We start from the raw sequence: 17,278 nt of genomic DNA, 5'->3' as shown, positions 1-17,278 counted from the left end.
AGGACTGTGGAAAAGCCAGTTAATACCTGACTATTCCAGCAGCCCTCTTATTACAACCTTTGAAAAATCCTTTTAAACAGTTGCTGCTCGTAGCTCAACACGGCGGATTTTGCCAGACGTTGTTTTTGGTAATTCGTCAATAAAGACAATGCTACGAGGATATTTATATGGTGCTGTTAAAGCTTTTACATGCTCTTGAAGCTCTTTGATTAATGCTTCCTCATCACGCTCTTTAAAGCCATCTCGTAGGATAATAAAGGCTTTGACAATATGTCCTCTAATTTCATCTGGCGCAGCGACTACCGCACATTCTTGGACAGCCTCATGCTTATTTAATGCATCCTCTACCTCAAATGGTCCAATTGTATAACCAGATGAAATAATAATGTCATCTCCACGTCCTTCAAACCAGAAGTAACCATCCTCATCACGTTTTGCCTGATCTCCTGTAATATACCATTCACCACGGAAAGCAGCCTGTGTGCGCTCAGGTTCTCGATAATATTCTTTGAATAGGGCTGGTGAAGATTTGTGTATAGCAATATCACCAACTTCGCCAACAGGTGCTTCATTGCCCTCATGGTCGATAATACGTACAATATTACCCGGAGTTGGAACACCCATTGAGCCAGGGCGTAATTCAGTATTTTCGAGTGTGCCAATTAATAATGTATTTTCAGTTTGCCCATAGCCATCCCGTACTTTTAGAGCAAAATGCTTTAAAAATGTTTCAATAACTGGACGATTTAATGGTTCACCAGCAGAAACAGCGCTACGAAGAGAGGATAGATTATAATCTTGTAAATTATCAAGCTTTGCCATAATACGATATTCAGTCGGTGTACAGCATAGGACATTGATTTTTTCATCTTGAATAAGCTGAAGGTATGTTTTTGCATCGAAACCGCCATGATAGACGAATGCAGTAGCACCAAGCATTATCGTTGATAAAAACGGGCTCCAAATCCATTTTTGCCAGCCTGGAGCTGCTGTTGCCCATACTAAATCACCTTCCCGTACACAAAGCCATTGTGAGGCAGCCGTTCGAATATGTGCATAACCCCAGCCATGTGAATGAACAACACCTTTAGGCTTACCTGTCGTACCAGAAGTATAGGAAAGGAATGCCATATCATCACGCTTAGTTGTAACAGCTGTAAATGTAGTTGGTTGTGTATTCGCTAATTCATCTAAAGATACCCAATCGCCGACTGCTGTACCAATAACTAATTTATTTTTTAATGCTCCTACGGTAGAGGTAATTCGATCAACCTCGCCAGTAAAGGCTCCATAGGCAATAACTGCACTAGCAGATGAATGTTCCATACGATATTCTAAATCACTTGCACGTAGCATTTCTGAGCACGAAATAGGGACAATACCAGCCTTTAAGCAGCCAAGAAAAACAAAATATGCTTCTGGAAGGCGGGGGGTAATCACTAATACACGATCACCCTTTTGAAGCCCTTGTTTTGTAAAAGCATTCGCATACTGGTTCATTTTTTGAATAAGCTCTGCATAAGAAACTGTTCGTCTTTCCTGCTGTGCATTTATCCAACGAATGGCTTGGCGATCATTATCCTGAGAAAATTTTTCTAATTCCTCCGTGATATTATAAAATTCAGGTGCAATTAAATCGTTTGTAGTTACCATATAAACATTCCCCCTTAAAGAAATTTGATAGAAAATTCCTAAAACTATTTTTATTTTAACAATTACAATAATATACAGCAACAATATATGGTATGCAAAATAGAAATATTAGTTTTAATAGAGAACTATTATACATTTCGAGGTGAGAGGTAAAACATTCTAACTGTAAAACGTAAAAAAATCTGCAAAATGTCTTGCATTATTAATAATCGTTGCTATAATAATAAATGTACTTAAGAGCTTTACAATACTAAAGTGAATATCATTATTGTTCCGAAGTAGCTCAGTTGGTAGTAGCACCTGACTGTTAATCAGGTTGTCGCAGGTTCGAGTCCTGCCTTCGGAGCCATTTTTTTGCTCTTTTTTAAAATATATTTATACATAAAAAAATTATAAAAAAGTCTTGCGGTAATTAAAAAGTAATGTTATTATAGTTCTTGTCTTGTTTAAGACTTAATATTTTGGCCCCTTGGTCAAGTGGTTAAGACACCGCCCTTTCACGGCGGTAACACGGGTTCGAATCCCGTAGGGGTCACCATTTATAATGTACAGGCTTTAAAAGAAAATAAACTGTAATATAACACTTGTTTCTATGGAGGATTAGCTCAGCTGGGAGAGCACCTGCCTTACAAGCAGGGGGTCGGCGGTTCGAGCCCGTCATCCTCCACCATTATTGTGTTATTTCGGAGGGGTAGCGAAGTGGCTAAACGCGGCGGACTGTAAATCCGCTCCTTAGGGTTCGGCGGTTCGAATCCGTCCCCCTCCACCAGTTTTTTATAAATGATTGGGGTATAGCCAAGCGGTAAGGCAACGGATTTTGATTCCGTCATGCCTAGGTTCGAATCCTAGTACCCCAGCCATTTTTTTCTTTTATGAGCCATTAGCTCAGTTGGTAGAGCATCTGACTTTTAATCAGAGGGTCGAAGGTTCGAGTCCTTCATGGCTCACTTTTTTGAATAAACAATATTAAAAAGTGTTATATTAACTACAGATAACTAATCTCTTACTAATAACGGTAGGAGATTTTTTTATGCTATTTCAATTTGAATAAATATGCATATTTATGTTAAGTTGAGCCAAGTGATGTCTAGGGTTTACAATGATCTTATAACTTTTAGGGGGTATAAAAACATGAATAAACTAAATATTTCTATTATCGGTGTACCATCAGATTATGGCCAAACGCGACGAGGTGTGGATATGGGGCCAAGCGCTATTCGCTATGCAGGTATTGTAGATCGTTTAAAGGCTATTGGACATGAGGTGCATGACCAAGGGGATATTCGTGTAAGTCACAAACATGCAGATGCTGTTGTTGATGAAAAATTATTGAACTTAGAGGAAGTAGTAGAAGTAAGTACTGCTTTAGCTAATAGCGTACATGAAGTAATAGAGGAGAAAAAATTCCCACTTGTTTTTGGCGGGGATCATAGCATTGCAATTGGCACACTAGCGGGACTAGGTGAGCATTATAATAATCTAGGTGTTATTTGGTTTGATGCACATGCAGACTTAAACACACCTGAAACAACGCCTTCTGGTAATATTCATGGTATGCCATTAGCGGTAAGCATTGGATTAGGACATGAACGTTTAGTACAAATTCGTAACCATGCACCAAAAATTAAGCCAGAGAATGTTATTATCATTGGAGCACGCTCAGTAGACCCTGGTGAGCGAGAATTGATTCGTCAGCAAGGCATTAAAGTGTATACAATGCATGAGATTGATCGACTTGGTATGACGCGTGTTATGGAAGATGCGCTTGCTTATTTAAAAGAGCGCAATGTAGATGGCTTACACTTATCACTTGATTTAGATGGTTTAGACCCACTTTATACACCAGGAGTTGGTACACCTGTTCCTGGAGGAATTACGTACCGTGAAAGTCATTTAGCAATGGAAATGCTACAGGAATCAGGCATGTTAACGTCAGCTGAGTTTGTAGAAGTGAATCCAATTTTAGATGAAAAGAATACAACTGCAAATGTTGCTGTTGCATTAATGGGTTCTTTATTTGGAGAAACACTGGTTTAAATAATATTTGACAAAAAATTGCCTATTGCCACATTGCATAAAAATCTTTTGCTATAATAAAAAAAACGAAACTTTTCTTATTGATGGTTCGTATAGTATAAGACAGTTGTAAAGGTGGAGAAGTCAACACAATGGATGCGTTAGTAAATAAGAGAATAAAACAAGTGCTTAAAGGCGATCAAAACGCATTTGCCGATATTGTGAGTCTCTATCAGCACAAACTGTACCAAGTATGCTATCGAATGTTAGGCAACAAGCAGGAATCTGAGGATATTGCTCAAGAAGCCTTTGTTCGTGCTTATATGAACCTGCATACTTTTGATCAGAAAAGAAAATTTTCTACGTGGCTTTATCGCATAGCGACAAACCTTTGTATAGACCGTATTCGTAAAAAGAAGCCAGATTATTATTTAGATGCGGAAGTAGCTGGTACAGAAGGGCTTGATATGTATTCACAAATTGCAGCAGACGACCAGCTACCAGAGGAACAGTTAGAGCAGATGGAGCTACAAGATCGCATTCAATATGAGATTGGACGTTTGCCGGATAAATATCGTTCAGTTATCGTATTGAAATATATAGAAGAGTTATCGTTACAAGAAATTAGCGAGATTTTGGATATGCCGCTTGGCACGGTGAAAACAAGAATTCATCGCGGACGTGAGGCATTACGTAAACAATTAAACAATCTGTAGGAGGGGGAGCGTCATGAATACTTGTCCAGAGCATATTATAGAATATATGCATGATTATTTAGACGGTGACATTAGTCGTGAGCATGAGCAAGAGCTGAAGGAGCACTTGCATACATGTAATGATTGTAAACAAATGATGCAAGAATTAAGTGAAACAATCGCCTTTGTGAAAAGTGCTTCCCACATTACAGCGCCTCCCGGTTTTGAAACAGCAGTGATGGCTCGCTTACCAAAACCAAAAAGTCGAGTAGGTATACAAAAATGGATACGCCGGCATCCATTCTTTGTGGCAGCAGCAGTATTTTGCTTATTCATGAGCGCTACATTGCTTGGTAGCTTTATGGATGATCAAAACTTCTCTGTGACCAAGCAACCAAATTTAGTAGTGGATGGTCAAACGGTAATTGTGCCTGAAGGAGAAGTGGTGAAGGGCGATATTGTTGTGAAAAATGGCGATTTGATTATTGAAGGTGAAGTTGATGGTGACGTCACAGTAATTAACGGGCAATATATGGCATCTTCAGCAGTCGTTTCAGGTAAAATTGAAGAAATTGATGAAGTGTTTGAATGGTTATGGTATAAGATTAAAAACTCTGTAAAATCAGCCATGACATTTGATGACAAAGACGAAACTAAATAACACTCTATACGTCCTAAACAATAGTGCACGTGAGAGGCTGAAAAGTCTACTCTTTTGAGTAGACTTTTTATTTGAAAAAAGTTACATTGTTAAGAATGTGATATACTTAAATGTGTATGGATTCGTAATGAAAAGTGGGGGATGCCACATGCAAATTATCGAATATTTCACAGATTTAACGCCTGTGAATATTGCTATTAACTTCATTGATGTACTGCTTGTTTGGTACGTTGTCTATAAAGTCTTAACCCTCATTAAAGGTACGAAGGCTGTTCAATTACTAAAAGGGATTTTCGTCATTATTATTGCGCGCATCGCAACAGACCTTTTAGGGTTACAAACGCTTGGTTGGATGCTACAACAAGTAATTGAGTATGGTTTCCTAGCGATTATTATTATATTCCAACCTGAAATTAGGCGTGGGCTTGAGCAGATTGGTCGAGGGAAGCTATTCCAGCGCTCTTCTAGTCAAGTAGAGGAGGAACAGACAAGGCTTATTGAGGCTATGAAAAAATCTGTTAGCTATATGGCCAAACGTCGAATAGGTGCGTTAATTTCTATTGAAAAGGAAACGGGCCTAAATGAATATATTGAAACAGGTATAGGACTAAATGCTGAAATTTCATCAGAGTTGCTTATCAATATCTTTATACCAAATACACCGCTACATGATGGAGCAGTGGTTATGCAAAGAGATAAAATTACAGCAGCAGCCTGTTATTTACCGCTTTCTGAAAGTCCGTTTATTTCAAAAGAGCTAGGAACACGCCACCGTGCTGCCCTTGGCTTAAGTGAAGTGACAGATGCGATTACAATTGTTGTATCAGAGGAAACAGGTGCAATCAGTATTACGTTAAATGGTAATCTCCACCGCAATCTTTCTCTAGAGGAATTCGAAACATTGCTACGCAAAATGTGGTTCGGATCAGCACAGGAATCAAATGCAGCCTCTAAGTTGACTTGGAGGGGGAAAAAGAATGGATAAAATGATGGATAGCCCTTGGGTATTAAGAATTATCGCGCTATTTTTGGCATTTTTGCTTTTTTTCTCAGTTCGTACTGAGCTATCTCCAATAAATAAAACAACATCGAATGAACAGAAAGATGTCATTCATGATGTGCCAGTAGATGTTTATTATGATAATGAAAACTTTATTGTCACAGGCTTGCCTGAAACGGTAGATGTTACGATAGAAGGTCCAATGGCATTGGTGCTTAAAACAAAGGCATCAAAGGATTTTTCGGTGTTTGTTGATTTAAGTAACTTATTAATGGGAGAACATGATGTAAATCTACAGTATGAAAATATTTCAGAAAAGCTAGATGTCACATTAGACCCTGAAACAGTACGTGTCAATATTGAGGAAAAAGTAACACAGGAGTTCCGTGTAGACCCTGAAATGAATAGTCGTTTAATTGAAGAGGGCTATATATTGAAGGATATGGTAGCCGATCCACCGACTGTTTATATAACAGGTGCGAAAAGCGCTATTGAAAGCATCAGTTATGTAAAAGCAACTGTTACAGGTGAGCAAGGCTTAAAGCAATCCTTCTCACAGGAAGCGGCAGTAAAAGTATTAGACCGAGATTTGAATAAACTGGATGTTATCATCGAACCTGAAACAGTGAAGGTGCAAATAGACATAGGGGAGTACAGTAGAGAGCTGCCAGTAGTCATAAGAGAAACTGGCAAGGCAGCAAATAATATTACAATCAACTCTTTAACATTGACACCTAAAACAATGAAGGTATATGGTAAAAAGTCGATTATTGATGCTTTAGCAGATATTCCAGTAACGGTTGATTTATCAACAATTACAGAGTCAAAAACTTATGAAATTGATGTAAAGTTACCAGATGGTGTGACAAAAGTGTCTGACAAAAAAGTAAAGGTAGAGGCAGATATTACAAGGACAGAGCAACTAGAACCGCAAGAACAGCAAGAGCAGCAGGGGCAACAACAGGAACAGCAGACGACGCCGACAGTTACAGAGGAAACACCACAATCACCACCTCCAGCTGAGGAAAATGATGTGACTGATGACAATACAACAACTGATGATAAAAATACATCAACAGAAGAAACAGAGAATGTTGATTCTTAGACAATATCTGGCTATAATTTTATGTTGATTCTAAATCAAAACCCAATTAACGTTTGTTTGGCTAAGTAACGGTCTTCGCCAAATAAACGAGCTGTAGGGTTATGAATAGCTACCAATAAATGAACAAAACAGACTTTTTCCAAAAGTAAGCGGACAAGTGTCTTGAAAGTAAAACTTAGTAGGCATGGTCATGCATTGAAGGAGAGAATAAGTAGAATGGGTAAATATTTTGGAACAGATGGCGTCCGTGGCGTCGCGAATAGTGAATTAACACCAGAATTTGCATTTAAGCTTGGTCGTGTAGGCGGCTATGTGCTAACAAAGGATGCGACTGAACGTCCAAAGGTTTTAATAGGTCGTGACACACGTATTTCAGGCGAAATGCTTGAAGGTGCACTCGTTGCTGGTCTTTTATCAATTGGCGTAGAAGTAATGCGTCTTGGAATTATTTCAACACCAGGAGTTGCCTACCTTACTCGAATTATGAGTGCAGATGCAGGCGTCATGATTTCAGCTTCACATAACCCTGTTGCTGACAATGGTATTAAATTTTTTGGCCCTGATGGCTTTAAGCTAACGGATGCCCAAGAAGCCGAAATCGAAGCATTACTAGATGCGCAGGAGGATACATTACCACGTCCAATTGGAGCTGATTTAGGGTCTGTAAGCGATTATTTTGAAGGTGGACAAAAATATATTCAATACTTAAAACAAACAGTGGGTGAAGAGTTTGACGGTATTCATGTAGCACTTGACTGTGCACATGGTGCGACTTCATCACTAGCAACACATCTATTTGCAGATTTAGAGGCTGATATTTCAACAATGGGTGCTTCACCAACAGGCTTAAATATTAATGATGGTGTTGGTTCAACACACCCAGAAAAATTGGCTCAATTTGTAATAGAAAAAGATGCAGATGTTGGTTTAGCGTTTGATGGTGATGGTGATCGTTTAATTGCCATAGATGAAAATGGTAAAATTGTTGATGGCGACCAAATTATGTTTATTATCGGTAAGCATTTAAATACAGTGGGACGTTTGAAAAAGCAAACAATTGTATCAACAGTTATGAGCAATATGGGCTTCTATAAAGCATTAGCGGATAACGGTATGCAAAGCGTGCAAACGGCTGTTGGTGACCGCTATGTTGTAGAAGAAATGCGTGCCAATGACTATAATTTAGGTGGCGAGCAGTCAGGACATATTGTATTCCTAGATTTCAATACAACAGGTGATGGCTTACTAACAGGTATTCAGCTCGTTAACATTATGAAGGCAACAGGCAAAAAGCTATCAGAGCTTGCTGCTGAAATGCAAATCTTCCCTCAACGTCTTGTCAATGTTCGTGTAACAGACAAGCACGCTGTAACTGATAATGCTAAAGTGGCTGCTGTGATTGCACAGGTAGAAGCAGAAATGGCAGGTAATGGCCGTGTCTTAGTACGTCCTTCAGGCACAGAGCCGCTTGTGCGTGTGATGGTGGAAGCTGCTACTGAAGCAGATTGTGAGCGTTATGTAGAGCGTATTGCAGATGTTGTACGTACAGAAATGGGCTTAGCTGAATAAAGATAGTGAAGCTCAATTTCTCATTGTGTAATGGGAGATTGAGCTTTTTATACGGATAGAATTGTTGAAATGGTGGATAGAGAGGGTGAAGTGATGGATACAATATCAAATAGAGCAGAAGAATCGAATTGTGAGCGATTTGATTCGATAATGTATAACGAAAATTTGACGGATAGCATATGATTGAGTATGATGGAGAGGTTGAAGGAAAGGTCCGACCTTATCCTTGAACAAGCGCAGAAGGAGGGAAGAGAGCGCAAAATCGGAAAACAATTATAGCGCCTGAGCTGAAGAAATCGGACGACAACTATCTTCAGCAGACGAGGTGGAGGTTTATCGAAAATTCGGCGGATGCCTCCCGATCGACATACCCGATTGTCATTTTTCATTTTGAAAGCATTTGAGCGATTGAATGTACAGAAAATGGAGAAGGTATAAGTACAACAATAAATCATTAAAAGAAGCTTCATATATCGAATAGCTTTCACTCAGACGGCTGAGAGGGCACAGTATTGGCACGTAGAGGTATGCTCTATTTTGTATAAAATAAAGCATTACTTATACATTCCAAAAATTCGATAAGATGAGGTCTAATTTGTTATTGTATAAAATTGACAATATCGGAGGACGTAAATTTATGTGTGGAATTGTAGGATATATTGGAGAATTAGATGCAAAGGAAATTTTATTAAAAGGTTTAGAGAAACTAGAATACCGTGGCTACGACTCTGCAGGGATTGCAGTACGCAATGAAGAAGGCGTAACGGTTTTTAAAGAAAAGGGACGTATTGCTGATTTACGTGAGGCAGTAGACAAAGACGTTGTGGCGAAAATTGGTATTGGTCATACACGCTGGGCAACACATGGTGTGCCAAACCGTTTAAATGCCCACCCACATCAAAGTGCATCAGGGCGCTTTACACTTGTGCATAATGGGGTTATTGAAAACTATCATTTACTACAAAAAACATACTTAAAAGGCATCCCAATGCAATCTGATACAGATACAGAGGTTATTGTGCAATTAGTAGAGCTATTTGTGAAGGAAGGTCTAAGCACAGCAGATGCTTTCCGCAAAACTTTATCATTGCTACACGGCTCTTATGCATTAGCGCTATTAGATGCAGAAGCGGCAGATACAATTTTTGTAGCAAAAAATAAATCACCACTTTTAGTAGGTGTTGGTGAAGGCTTTAATGTTGTTGCGTCTGATGCAATGGCAATGCTCCAAGTAACAGATCAATATATTGAGCTTCATGATAAAGAGGTTGTGATTGTACACAAAGACAATGTTATCATTACAAAATTAGATGGCTCTGTAGTAGAGCGTGCATCCTATACAGCAGAGCTTGATATGAGCGATATTGAAAAAGGCACATATCCTCACTATATGTTAAAGGAAATGGATGAGCAGCCTACAGTTATCCGCAAAATTATTCAAGCATATGAAGGTGACAATGGCGATTTAACAATTGATGCTGAAATTTTAGCAGCATTGCAAGCAGCAGACCGTCTATATATTATTGCGGCTGGCACAAGCTATCATGCAGGCTTAATCGGCAAGCAATATTTCGAAAAAATGGCTGGCATCCCAGTAGAGGTGCATATTTCAAGTGAATTTGGCTACAATATGCCACTGCTCTCAGAAAAGCCTTTATTTATCTTTATTACACAATCAGGTGAAACAGCAGATAGCCGTCAAGTGCTTGTGAAAATTAAAGAGCTTGGCTATCCAACATTAACAGTTACAAACGTACCTGGCTCTACACTATCACGTGAAGCAGACCATACACTATTATTACACGCAGGTCCAGAAATTGCTGTAGCTTCTACAAAAGCTTATGTGGCACAAGTAGCTGTCCTTGCTTTAACAGCCTATGTAACAGCAAGGGCAAATGGCAAAGGCTTAGAATTTGACCTAAAACAAGAGCTTGCCATTGCGGCAAACGGTATCCAAACAATTATTGACTCCAAAGATGTTTTAGAGGACATCGCAGAGGATTACTTAAAAATCGCACGCAATGCTTTCTTTATCGGTCGCAATATTGACTTCTACGTAAGCCTTGAAGGAGCTTTAAAACTAAAAGAAATCTCTTATATTCAAGCAGAGGGCTTTGCAGGTGGCGAGCTGAAGCATGGAACAATTGCTCTAATCGAAGAAGGCACACCAGTATTTGCACTTGTTACACAGGAGGCAGTGGCATTAAATATCCGCGGCAATGTTAAAGAGGTAGCAGCTCGTGGTGCATACCCATGTATTATCGCAATGGCTGGTATCGACGAGGATGGCGACCGTCTAGTAATTCCACATGTTCATGAATTACTAACACCACTTGTAGCAGTAGTGCCATTACAGCTAATTAGCTATTACGCAGCACTACACCGCCGCTGTGACGTAGACAAACCACGTAACCTCGCAAAATCGGTGACTGTGGAGTAAGTGGTTTTGGGTTGGAGTGTTTTTTTTGTTCGAATAATAAAGTTGTTTAATTTACATTATCGAGATTTAAATTAAGGAGTGATAGATGTTAGTCATTGACTAATATCTATCACTCCTTTACTTCTTGTCTGTCTTCACCCAATAAACTCGCTCCTAACCAAAAAAACTCGGTTCAGGTCAAAAAAAGTCGGTAGAGTAGAAACAAGGGTTAAGGAAGAAATAGGGAATTAAAGAGCAAGATTAAAATTGAAAAAAGCCAGAAGGAATAAGGGGTTCAAGCCTTTATTCCTTTTTCTTTTCCCCTAAAACCTAATCCCTTAACTCTACTCTGGAACGACTTTTTTAGTCCAAAATGGTTGTAAAATCTGAACAAAAATTAGATGAATGTGGGGAAAATGCGGGAACGACTTTATTAGGAGGGTAATAATGGAAAAGGGCTTGAGGCGTTGGGGGAGTAAGAGTTGGTAAGGGTTAAGGGAGGAGGGGAGTTGGAACGAGTTTTTTGGGTGGATACAAGAACGTTCCTAAAACCGAAAGTTTCCTGATTCGATTCAGGCAGACCTTCGGTCTTTTTATGCCCGAAAAAAGGCGGGGAAAAGGGCGAGAAACGCATGAGAAAAAGCATGAAGAAAAGCATGAGAAAGCAAGCAACGAAAGGGATTCGCAACAAAAAAGAAGAAGAAAAAGCATGAGCAAAAGTGGGAAAGAAAGTAGGGAAACCCGCTCCTTCTAACCTTAAATCTTACCTCTACTCTCTCCTTGAACCTTACATCTATTCCAATTATTATGTCAACACTAAACTAGACAATTTTTTTAAGGTGTCTATGTTTGTACTCAATTGGGCTTTCATATCCAAGGGTTCCATGAATTCTTATGCTATTAAACCAGTGAACATAGTCCTTTAACTCCCTTGTTAATTCTTCTAAACTACTAAAATGTCTGCCCTTCACAAACTCTGTTTTGATGATTTTGAATGTTGCTTCAGCTACTGCATTATCATACGGGCAGCCCTTCATACTTAAGGATCGTTGGATATTAAAAGTCTTTAAAGCATCATCAATCAAATTATTTTTAAACTCATTTCCACGATCCGTATGAAAAAGCTGTATCTTATTAAGATCGACTTTGATAGAAGCTAACGCACGATAAACGAGTAATGCATCTTTATTTGGCCCTGTACTAAAACCGACGATTTCCCGATTAAAGAGATCGACAAAGACACATACGTAGTTCCATTTTTGATTGACTCTTACGTACGTTAAATCGCTAACGATTGTGGTCATTTCTTGTTCCTGTGCGAATGCACGATTTAGTTCATTTGTTTGTTCTGATTCATTACAGGATTTTGTATGTGGTTTAAATTGAGCGATTGTGTATGAAGAAACGAGACCCTGCTCCTGCATGATGCGCCCAATTCTTCGCCTGGAAACAATATGACCGCGCTTTTTTAATTCTACTTTGATTTTACGTGTTCCATAGTTCTGACGGCTTGCGTGAAAAATATCGATTACATCAGAGGTAACGGGATCCTCCGATACTCTTTCTTTTGCTTCATAATAATAAGTACTTCTAGGGATTTGCAGGACTTTGCACATTGCTGATATCGAGTATTTGTGTTGATTATTCTTGATTACATTTACTTTCGTCCTAGTATCAGCGCGGCTTGCTTTAAAATGTCATTTTCCATTTCTAGTTGCTTGTTTCTTTTTCGGAGTTCCATCAATTCTTTTTGTTCATCTGTTAAATTGTCTTTCTCCTTAAAAGAACCTGATTTTTGACTCTGACTCACCCACTTGTCTAAAGATGAAGGAGTAAGATCATATTCACGAATAATCTCTTTTCTTGGTTTTCCATTTTGGTACAGCTGCACGATCTGTTGCTTGAAATCTTCAGTAAATGTTCGGCGTTCTCTTTTAGTCATGTAGATTCTCCTCAAATGTGTTATTTGTAGTCTACTTGACCTTAAAAATTCTGTCCAACTAAGTGTAGCCTATCCACCCATTTTAATTCACATTCCATCAGCATCCTGTGTTTCGACAGCGACCAGGAAGTTTGTTGATTTTTATACACAAAACTCACCTCTTTTTCAGATTCTATTTCTCTTGTTGCCAGAGTAACTGTATTAAAAAAGGCACTTGCCAATTATTTATTGGAAAGTGCCTTACTCGTTTTATATGTAATTGAACATTTCTTTTTAGAAATAGTCATTGTTATTTACTCCCTATATAATCATTACTTTTCAAGCATCATATCATAGGAACGTTTATTCGTAAATATAATATCTGAATAAGATATCTGATCATTTTCAACACTTTTGTATCTAAAAGTTAATCGCTAATTATCAGTTGATTGGCAAATAATCAAATCATTTTCAGCTACAAAATATAGCTATACTATCTAAAAATTCGATAATAAACAGTAAAAAGTTATTTTTCAATCAAATTTTCAAACCAAACTTTGTAAGGTTGTCTGCTTTTTTCAACCCAATGGTTACAAAGAAAATACCTCTCACCATGGACAACATACAAGGGTTTAGCAAGATAACGGTCACGCCCATTTTCATCTTTTCGTTGAGACGATAAGGATTTCGCCTCATCAACTTTTTTTAACATAGCGTAAGGAAGCAAAAAAGTTTCCTTACTGTATCGAGCATCACATAAATGATAAAGATTATCTTTAGACAATTTGTTTTGATCCACAAGATCACTGAATGTATTACGGACAAAATCAGCTATAGAAATTTCTTTTATTCCTGCAATATTTGCTGTCGCTTGGTTCCTAATCGGTATTTTATTTTCAGTCATAGAAATAACATTAGTATCCAAAAACATATTGTACATTTGAATACTCCTCAGAAATAGTTCTGATGTATCAGCTACCGATGAAGAAGTTTGAAGAACTGGATCTAATACTTGGTTTTTAAAGTTTTCATTTGCTAATAACTCAATTTCGAAATCAAGCTCCATTGACCTAAAAAGTTCTTCTAATTCCTTTACATAGATTTGTAATGGCTCATATATAGCATTATTAATCTTTGGTGATGCGAATATGATTGTCCCGCTCTTCATATTGAAATATCCATACAAAAGCATGGAAGTTCGAACAACTTTCTTTATTATTCTTTCAATTGTTTCAATTTTACTACCGTAATTTAGGCCCGCTTCATGGAATGCTACATCTACACCGTAAATCTCCTGAACGTTGCCATTTTTTATCTGCAAACCAAGAGCATCCAATTCACCTTGTTGCAATAGTTGCATGTACGACTTATTATTTTTAAAAATATTGAATGAATACTTATCTTCAAAATAGGCATTGACCGTTTGCAAAATCTGCTCAATTTCTTCATCATTGCTCAATTCCCAGTGATTAACGGATGGCTTCCAATTCAGTTGAACAGACTGACACTTTTTTACATGGCGTAGCCAAGATAACATTAATGATTCTCCAACTTCAATTTTCATTTACAATTTCTCCCCTCATAATCTATGTAATTCTATTATAATGAAAAAATTGCAGTTTTATTTAGCAATTGAAAGCTATCAACCGTTAATAATCATTGAAGGCTAAGCGTTGCTAACACACTATAAAAAAGGTTGGATATATGGTAGAAACACCCTCACCAACCTATTCATCTATTTATTTGAATAAGTAATAACAAAATTACAATCTGAAATGGCTTGTGGCAATAAAACAAGATGGATTCCTTTGAGATGATGGCTATATTTACTCCGCACAATGTCGAATGTCTTTGTTTCTGTTAGGAAGAAGTATTTATAATCAGCATCATTTTGCTGTAATTTCTCAAAGTCCTTAATGAAATTTGCTTTTTGATTAGCACCGAGATCATTTTCTTTGTAAGGATACGTTGTTTTCAATTCACCAATTATCCTTTTCCCATCAGTTGTTGTTTCATCAACATCCAATCCTGGTGAACCTTGGGGCTTCAACGCCACATTTAAACCAAAGCATGAATGTCTTTGAATAAGAAACTCTTTCATTAACAAGCAACCCAAAAAGCTCAAATCATTGTCTATATTACCTATCATTCTTCTAAAGCCTTTCATCGCCTCAAATTGTTCAATTACTCCTTTATTAGCAAAGTCAGATGTTAAATTGCCTGTTAGAGAATCCCTAATTTCATCCAATTTATTAGACAAACTTTCGATATAGTTTAGCTCTTCTTTAGATAATTTGTTACTGTTTTCTATCTGAATTTTTTCGACTCCCGTTTGAATTGGAACATCCATATTTCCTTTTCGAACGAACTCTACATAATCACCGAATTTAACACTTCTCACCAAGTAACCCGCATCAAGCCACGTTAAAGCATGGGAATGAGCCTTTTCACTGTTTACCCACCACGCTTGATAGTTATATGCAGATTGGGGTAATGGAGCATTTAAAATGCATTCAATCTCACTGAAAGGCAATACAAGATGCTCTAATGCCGACTTCTTTAAATAATTATGTAGGGGAATGTATTTCTTGCCTATTACACTCATTATTCACCAACTCCAATGATAGATTCTATTAATAATCATCATATATGCCTCCCAGGACTTGGCTTGCATGCCACATGTTCTGGTCATACTCAGTAGCAACTTCTGGACTTCCCTTTAGCTGAGGATTGATTTCTACAGGAATTCCTGATCGTTCTCTAATTTCTTGGGCATATTTTTTTGCTTTAGATGCTAATTCAACCTCCATGTTTTTTCCTTTTTCAACAAGTAGCTTTTCCACCATTTTTGCATCATCACTATTTTTAATACGATCTAAGTTAATATCGCCTATAACATAGGATTCTTTAGTAGGACAAAACTCTCCCAACATAATTGACTCCAAAAGGTAATCAAAACCTGTATCTTCATCATAAAACTCAATGAGAATAACGGGTATAAAATCAGATGAAGCGTAATGGAACTCTATAACGCCCGATTCAATACCAAGTAGCTTTATTCTTGTGAACAGCTCTATTCCAATCATATCTATAATCCACCTTTTCTAATTTTTAAAATAATTGTTTATCTCAGCCGAAGTGTAATTCTCGGTGGCAATTGGGACAGACTGCCATTGCATTTTCAACTGTATCTTCTCCACCGTCTGCCAGTCTTTTTATATGATGAACTTCTAAGTAAGGACTTCCATCTGATGCTCGATTAAACGGAGCTTTCTTATTACACTTTTCACAAACACCTTTAGCTCTAATTAACACCTCTGCTATCACATAAGGATTGCGTTTATAAGCCTTTGTTGCCACTTCATATACCTCTGGATACATGGAATTCCTGTTTTCTAAGCGTCTCTTTCTCTCTATTTTGTCATCCTTCATCGCTTGTTTAACAGCAAGATAAAGTTCTTCCTCAGTATCTATGGTTGCGTTTCTCTCTTCAAGCATTTGAATGATAATTTCATAATGCTCTTTTTCCAGTTCAAATAATGTCCCACGATGAAAATGAACTGCTTGGCAATTCTCTAATTGCTCAGAATCTCTTAAAATACTCCATTCTAAAACATTCTCGTAATCCCTAATTTTTTTAAACTCAACAAAGATTTCATCATCCTCTTCGTACTTGTCAGATACTTTACAAACAGTAGTAATCGCCTTTACATCGCCAGTTTCATAGGCAACGACTAAATCCCCCACATCAATCTCTTGAAAACACCTTGGATTCTTACGTTGGTTCCCGTTTGGGTTAAAGTTAGAATATGTTTGGGTTTTGCCTATCTTTATATCAGAAAAAGTCCAGTCGTATCCCGATGAATCAACATTTAGCCAATAGAATCTGCTTTCATTTTTATATTCTGGAAGAACTTCATATTCCCCTCGACCAACCCTTTTAAAATATTTCTTATAAGTCGGACTATGCGTATTTTCACTTGCATTTGAAAGAATAACACGCATATGACTTTCGGTAGCATCGATGTTATTCTTCTTGCAAAAGAGTTTTATCTTTTCATATGTAATTGGCTCGATTATTTCACCACTGATAACGGCTTTAACAATTTCATATCCTAAACCACTGTCCCCATGCTTTGCCATTTAAACAACAACTCCTATAATCCTCATGTTCAATCGCTCTTTGTAATGTTATTCGACAAAATCATTCAAAACCCTTGGACACCAATAGTAATATTT

At 37.7% G+C, this 17,278-nt stretch carries 14 protein-coding genes and 6 tRNA genes; 14 read left to right on the top strand and 6 right to left on the bottom strand.

What is annotated here, in order from left to right; genetic code table 11:
• Positions 1 to 72 precede the first annotated feature (72 nt).
• Positions 73 to 1,653, bottom strand: a complete 1,581-nt coding sequence (mbcS, locus tag MHB42_RS19405; protein ID WP_340808210.1) for an acyl-CoA synthetase MbcS — start codon at positions 1,651 to 1,653, stop codon at positions 73 to 75.
• A 272-nt stretch (positions 1,654 to 1,925) separates the two neighbouring features.
• Between mbcS and MHB42_RS19400 the strand changes: the two genes are divergently transcribed.
• From MHB42_RS19400 to MHB42_RS19335, 14 genes are all read left to right on the top strand, one after another.
• Positions 1,926 to 2,002: transfer RNA gene (locus MHB42_RS19400), tRNA-Asn, on the top strand.
• Between the two features lie 114 nt (positions 2,003 to 2,116).
• A tRNA-Glu gene (locus MHB42_RS19395) sits at positions 2,117 to 2,191 on the top strand.
• Positions 2,192 to 2,247: 56 nt separating this feature from the next.
• Positions 2,248 to 2,323, top strand: a tRNA-Val gene (locus tag MHB42_RS19390).
• Between the two features lie 15 nt (positions 2,324 to 2,338).
• Positions 2,339 to 2,422: transfer RNA gene (locus MHB42_RS19385), tRNA-Tyr, on the top strand.
• A gap of 16 nt (positions 2,423 to 2,438) precedes the next feature.
• A tRNA-Gln gene (locus tag MHB42_RS19380) sits at positions 2,439 to 2,513 on the top strand.
• A gap of 14 nt (positions 2,514 to 2,527) precedes the next feature.
• Positions 2,528 to 2,600: transfer RNA gene (locus MHB42_RS19375), tRNA-Lys, on the top strand.
• Positions 2,601 to 2,784: 184 nt separating this feature from the next.
• Positions 2,785 to 3,690, top strand: a complete 906-nt coding sequence (rocF, locus tag MHB42_RS19370; RefSeq protein WP_340808209.1) for an arginase — start codon at positions 2,785 to 2,787, stop codon at positions 3,688 to 3,690.
• 131 nt (positions 3,691 to 3,821) lie between these two features.
• Entirely contained in the window at positions 3,822 to 4,385 is a 564-nt protein-coding gene (gene sigW, locus MHB42_RS19365) for an RNA polymerase sigma factor SigW (protein WP_004225410.1), read from the top strand.
• Between the two features lie 13 nt (positions 4,386 to 4,398).
• Positions 4,399 to 5,025: an anti-sigma factor family protein gene (locus MHB42_RS19360; RefSeq protein ID WP_340808208.1), complete on the top strand. Its 627-nt coding sequence runs from the start codon at positions 4,399 to 4,401 to the stop codon at positions 5,023 to 5,025.
• Positions 5,026 to 5,173: 148 nt separating this feature from the next.
• A complete protein-coding gene (cdaA, locus tag MHB42_RS19355) occupies positions 5,174 to 6,010 on the top strand; it encodes a diadenylate cyclase CdaA (RefSeq protein ID WP_340808207.1) in 837 nt (278 codons plus the stop codon).
• On the top strand, positions 6,003 to 7,130 hold the full coding sequence (locus MHB42_RS19350) for a CdaR family protein (RefSeq protein ID WP_340808206.1): 1,128 nt from the start codon (positions 6,003 to 6,005) through the stop codon (positions 7,128 to 7,130). Before cdaA ends, MHB42_RS19350 begins: the two co-directional genes overlap by 8 nt.
• Before the next feature lie 216 nt (positions 7,131 to 7,346).
• Positions 7,347 to 8,699, top strand: coding sequence for a phosphoglucosamine mutase (glmM, locus tag MHB42_RS19345; RefSeq protein ID WP_340808205.1), 1,353 nt, complete (start codon positions 7,347 to 7,349; stop codon positions 8,697 to 8,699).
• A 637-nt stretch (positions 8,700 to 9,336) separates the two neighbouring features.
• Positions 9,337 to 11,139, top strand: a complete 1,803-nt coding sequence (gene glmS, locus MHB42_RS19340; RefSeq protein ID WP_340808648.1) for a glutamine--fructose-6-phosphate transaminase (isomerizing) — start codon at positions 9,337 to 9,339, stop codon at positions 11,137 to 11,139.
• A 502-nt stretch (positions 11,140 to 11,641) separates the two neighbouring features.
• A complete protein-coding gene (locus MHB42_RS19335; protein WP_340808204.1) occupies positions 11,642 to 11,872 on the top strand; it encodes a hypothetical protein in 231 nt (76 codons plus the stop codon).
• Positions 11,873 to 11,939: 67 nt separating this feature from the next.
• On the opposite strand, the gene MHB42_RS19330 is transcribed toward MHB42_RS19335, so the two are convergent.
• From MHB42_RS19330 to MHB42_RS19310, 5 genes are all read right to left on the bottom strand, one after another.
• Positions 11,940 to 13,060 (bottom strand): IS3 family transposase gene (locus MHB42_RS19330; RefSeq protein WP_152927986.1). Its coding sequence is split into 2 segments (ribosomal slippage): positions 11,940 to 12,811 and positions 12,811 to 13,060, totalling 1,122 coding nucleotides; the frame shifts between segments, so codons are not numbered across the junction.
• Positions 13,061 to 13,565: 505 nt separating this feature from the next.
• Positions 13,566 to 14,603, bottom strand: a complete 1,038-nt coding sequence (locus tag MHB42_RS19325; RefSeq protein WP_340808203.1) for a hypothetical protein — start codon at positions 14,601 to 14,603, stop codon at positions 13,566 to 13,568.
• A 171-nt stretch (positions 14,604 to 14,774) separates the two neighbouring features.
• Positions 14,775 to 15,644: a DUF7662 domain-containing protein gene (locus tag MHB42_RS19320; protein ID WP_340808202.1), complete on the bottom strand. Its 870-nt coding sequence runs from the start codon at positions 15,642 to 15,644 to the stop codon at positions 14,775 to 14,777.
• Between the two features lie 28 nt (positions 15,645 to 15,672).
• Complete coding sequence (locus MHB42_RS19315; protein WP_340808201.1) at positions 15,673 to 16,125, bottom strand: hypothetical protein; 453 nt, start codon at positions 16,123 to 16,125, stop codon at positions 15,673 to 15,675.
• Positions 16,126 to 16,168: 43 nt separating this feature from the next.
• Positions 16,169 to 17,182: an HNH endonuclease gene (locus tag MHB42_RS19310; RefSeq protein ID WP_340808200.1), complete on the bottom strand. Its 1,014-nt coding sequence runs from the start codon at positions 17,180 to 17,182 to the stop codon at positions 16,169 to 16,171.
• Between the last annotated feature and the right edge of the window lie 96 nt (positions 17,183 to 17,278).

It is taken from the genome of Lysinibacillus sp. FSL K6-0232 (assembly GCF_038008325.1).
Taxonomy (GTDB): Bacteria; Bacillota; Bacilli; order Bacillales_A; family Planococcaceae; genus Lysinibacillus.
This window is presented reverse-complemented; position numbering and strand designations above follow the sequence as displayed.

What these genes read in the sequence shown, in the direction of transcription:
- mbcS (WP_340808210.1), bottom strand. Translation starts at nt 1,653, where the DNA reads ATGGTAACTACAAACGATTTAATTGCACCTGAATTTTATAATATCACG.
- rocF (WP_340808209.1), top strand. Translation starts at nt 2,785, where the DNA reads ATGAATAAACTAAATATTTCTATTATCGGTGTACCATCAGATTATGGC.
- sigW (WP_004225410.1), top strand. Translation starts at nt 3,822, where the DNA reads ATGGATGCGTTAGTAAATAAGAGAATAAAACAAGTGCTTAAAGGCGAT.
- MHB42_RS19360 (WP_340808208.1), top strand. Translation starts at nt 4,399, where the DNA reads ATGAATACTTGTCCAGAGCATATTATAGAATATATGCATGATTATTTA.
- cdaA (WP_340808207.1), top strand. Translation starts at nt 5,174, where the DNA reads ATGCAAATTATCGAATATTTCACAGATTTAACGCCTGTGAATATTGCT.
- MHB42_RS19350 (WP_340808206.1), top strand. Translation starts at nt 6,003, where the DNA reads ATGGATAAAATGATGGATAGCCCTTGGGTATTAAGAATTATCGCGCTA.
- glmM (WP_340808205.1), top strand. Translation starts at nt 7,347, where the DNA reads ATGGGTAAATATTTTGGAACAGATGGCGTCCGTGGCGTCGCGAATAGT.
- glmS (WP_340808648.1), top strand. Translation starts at nt 9,337, where the DNA reads ATGTGTGGAATTGTAGGATATATTGGAGAATTAGATGCAAAGGAAATT.
- MHB42_RS19325 (WP_340808203.1), bottom strand. Translation starts at nt 14,603, where the DNA reads ATGAAAATTGAAGTTGGAGAATCATTAATGTTATCTTGGCTACGCCAT.
- MHB42_RS19320 (WP_340808202.1), bottom strand. Translation starts at nt 15,644, where the DNA reads ATGAGTGTAATAGGCAAGAAATACATTCCCCTACATAATTATTTAAAG.
- MHB42_RS19315 (WP_340808201.1), bottom strand. Translation starts at nt 16,125, where the DNA reads ATGATTGGAATAGAGCTGTTCACAAGAATAAAGCTACTTGGTATTGAA.
- MHB42_RS19310 (WP_340808200.1), bottom strand. Translation starts at nt 17,182, where the DNA reads ATGGCAAAGCATGGGGACAGTGGTTTAGGATATGAAATTGTTAAAGCC.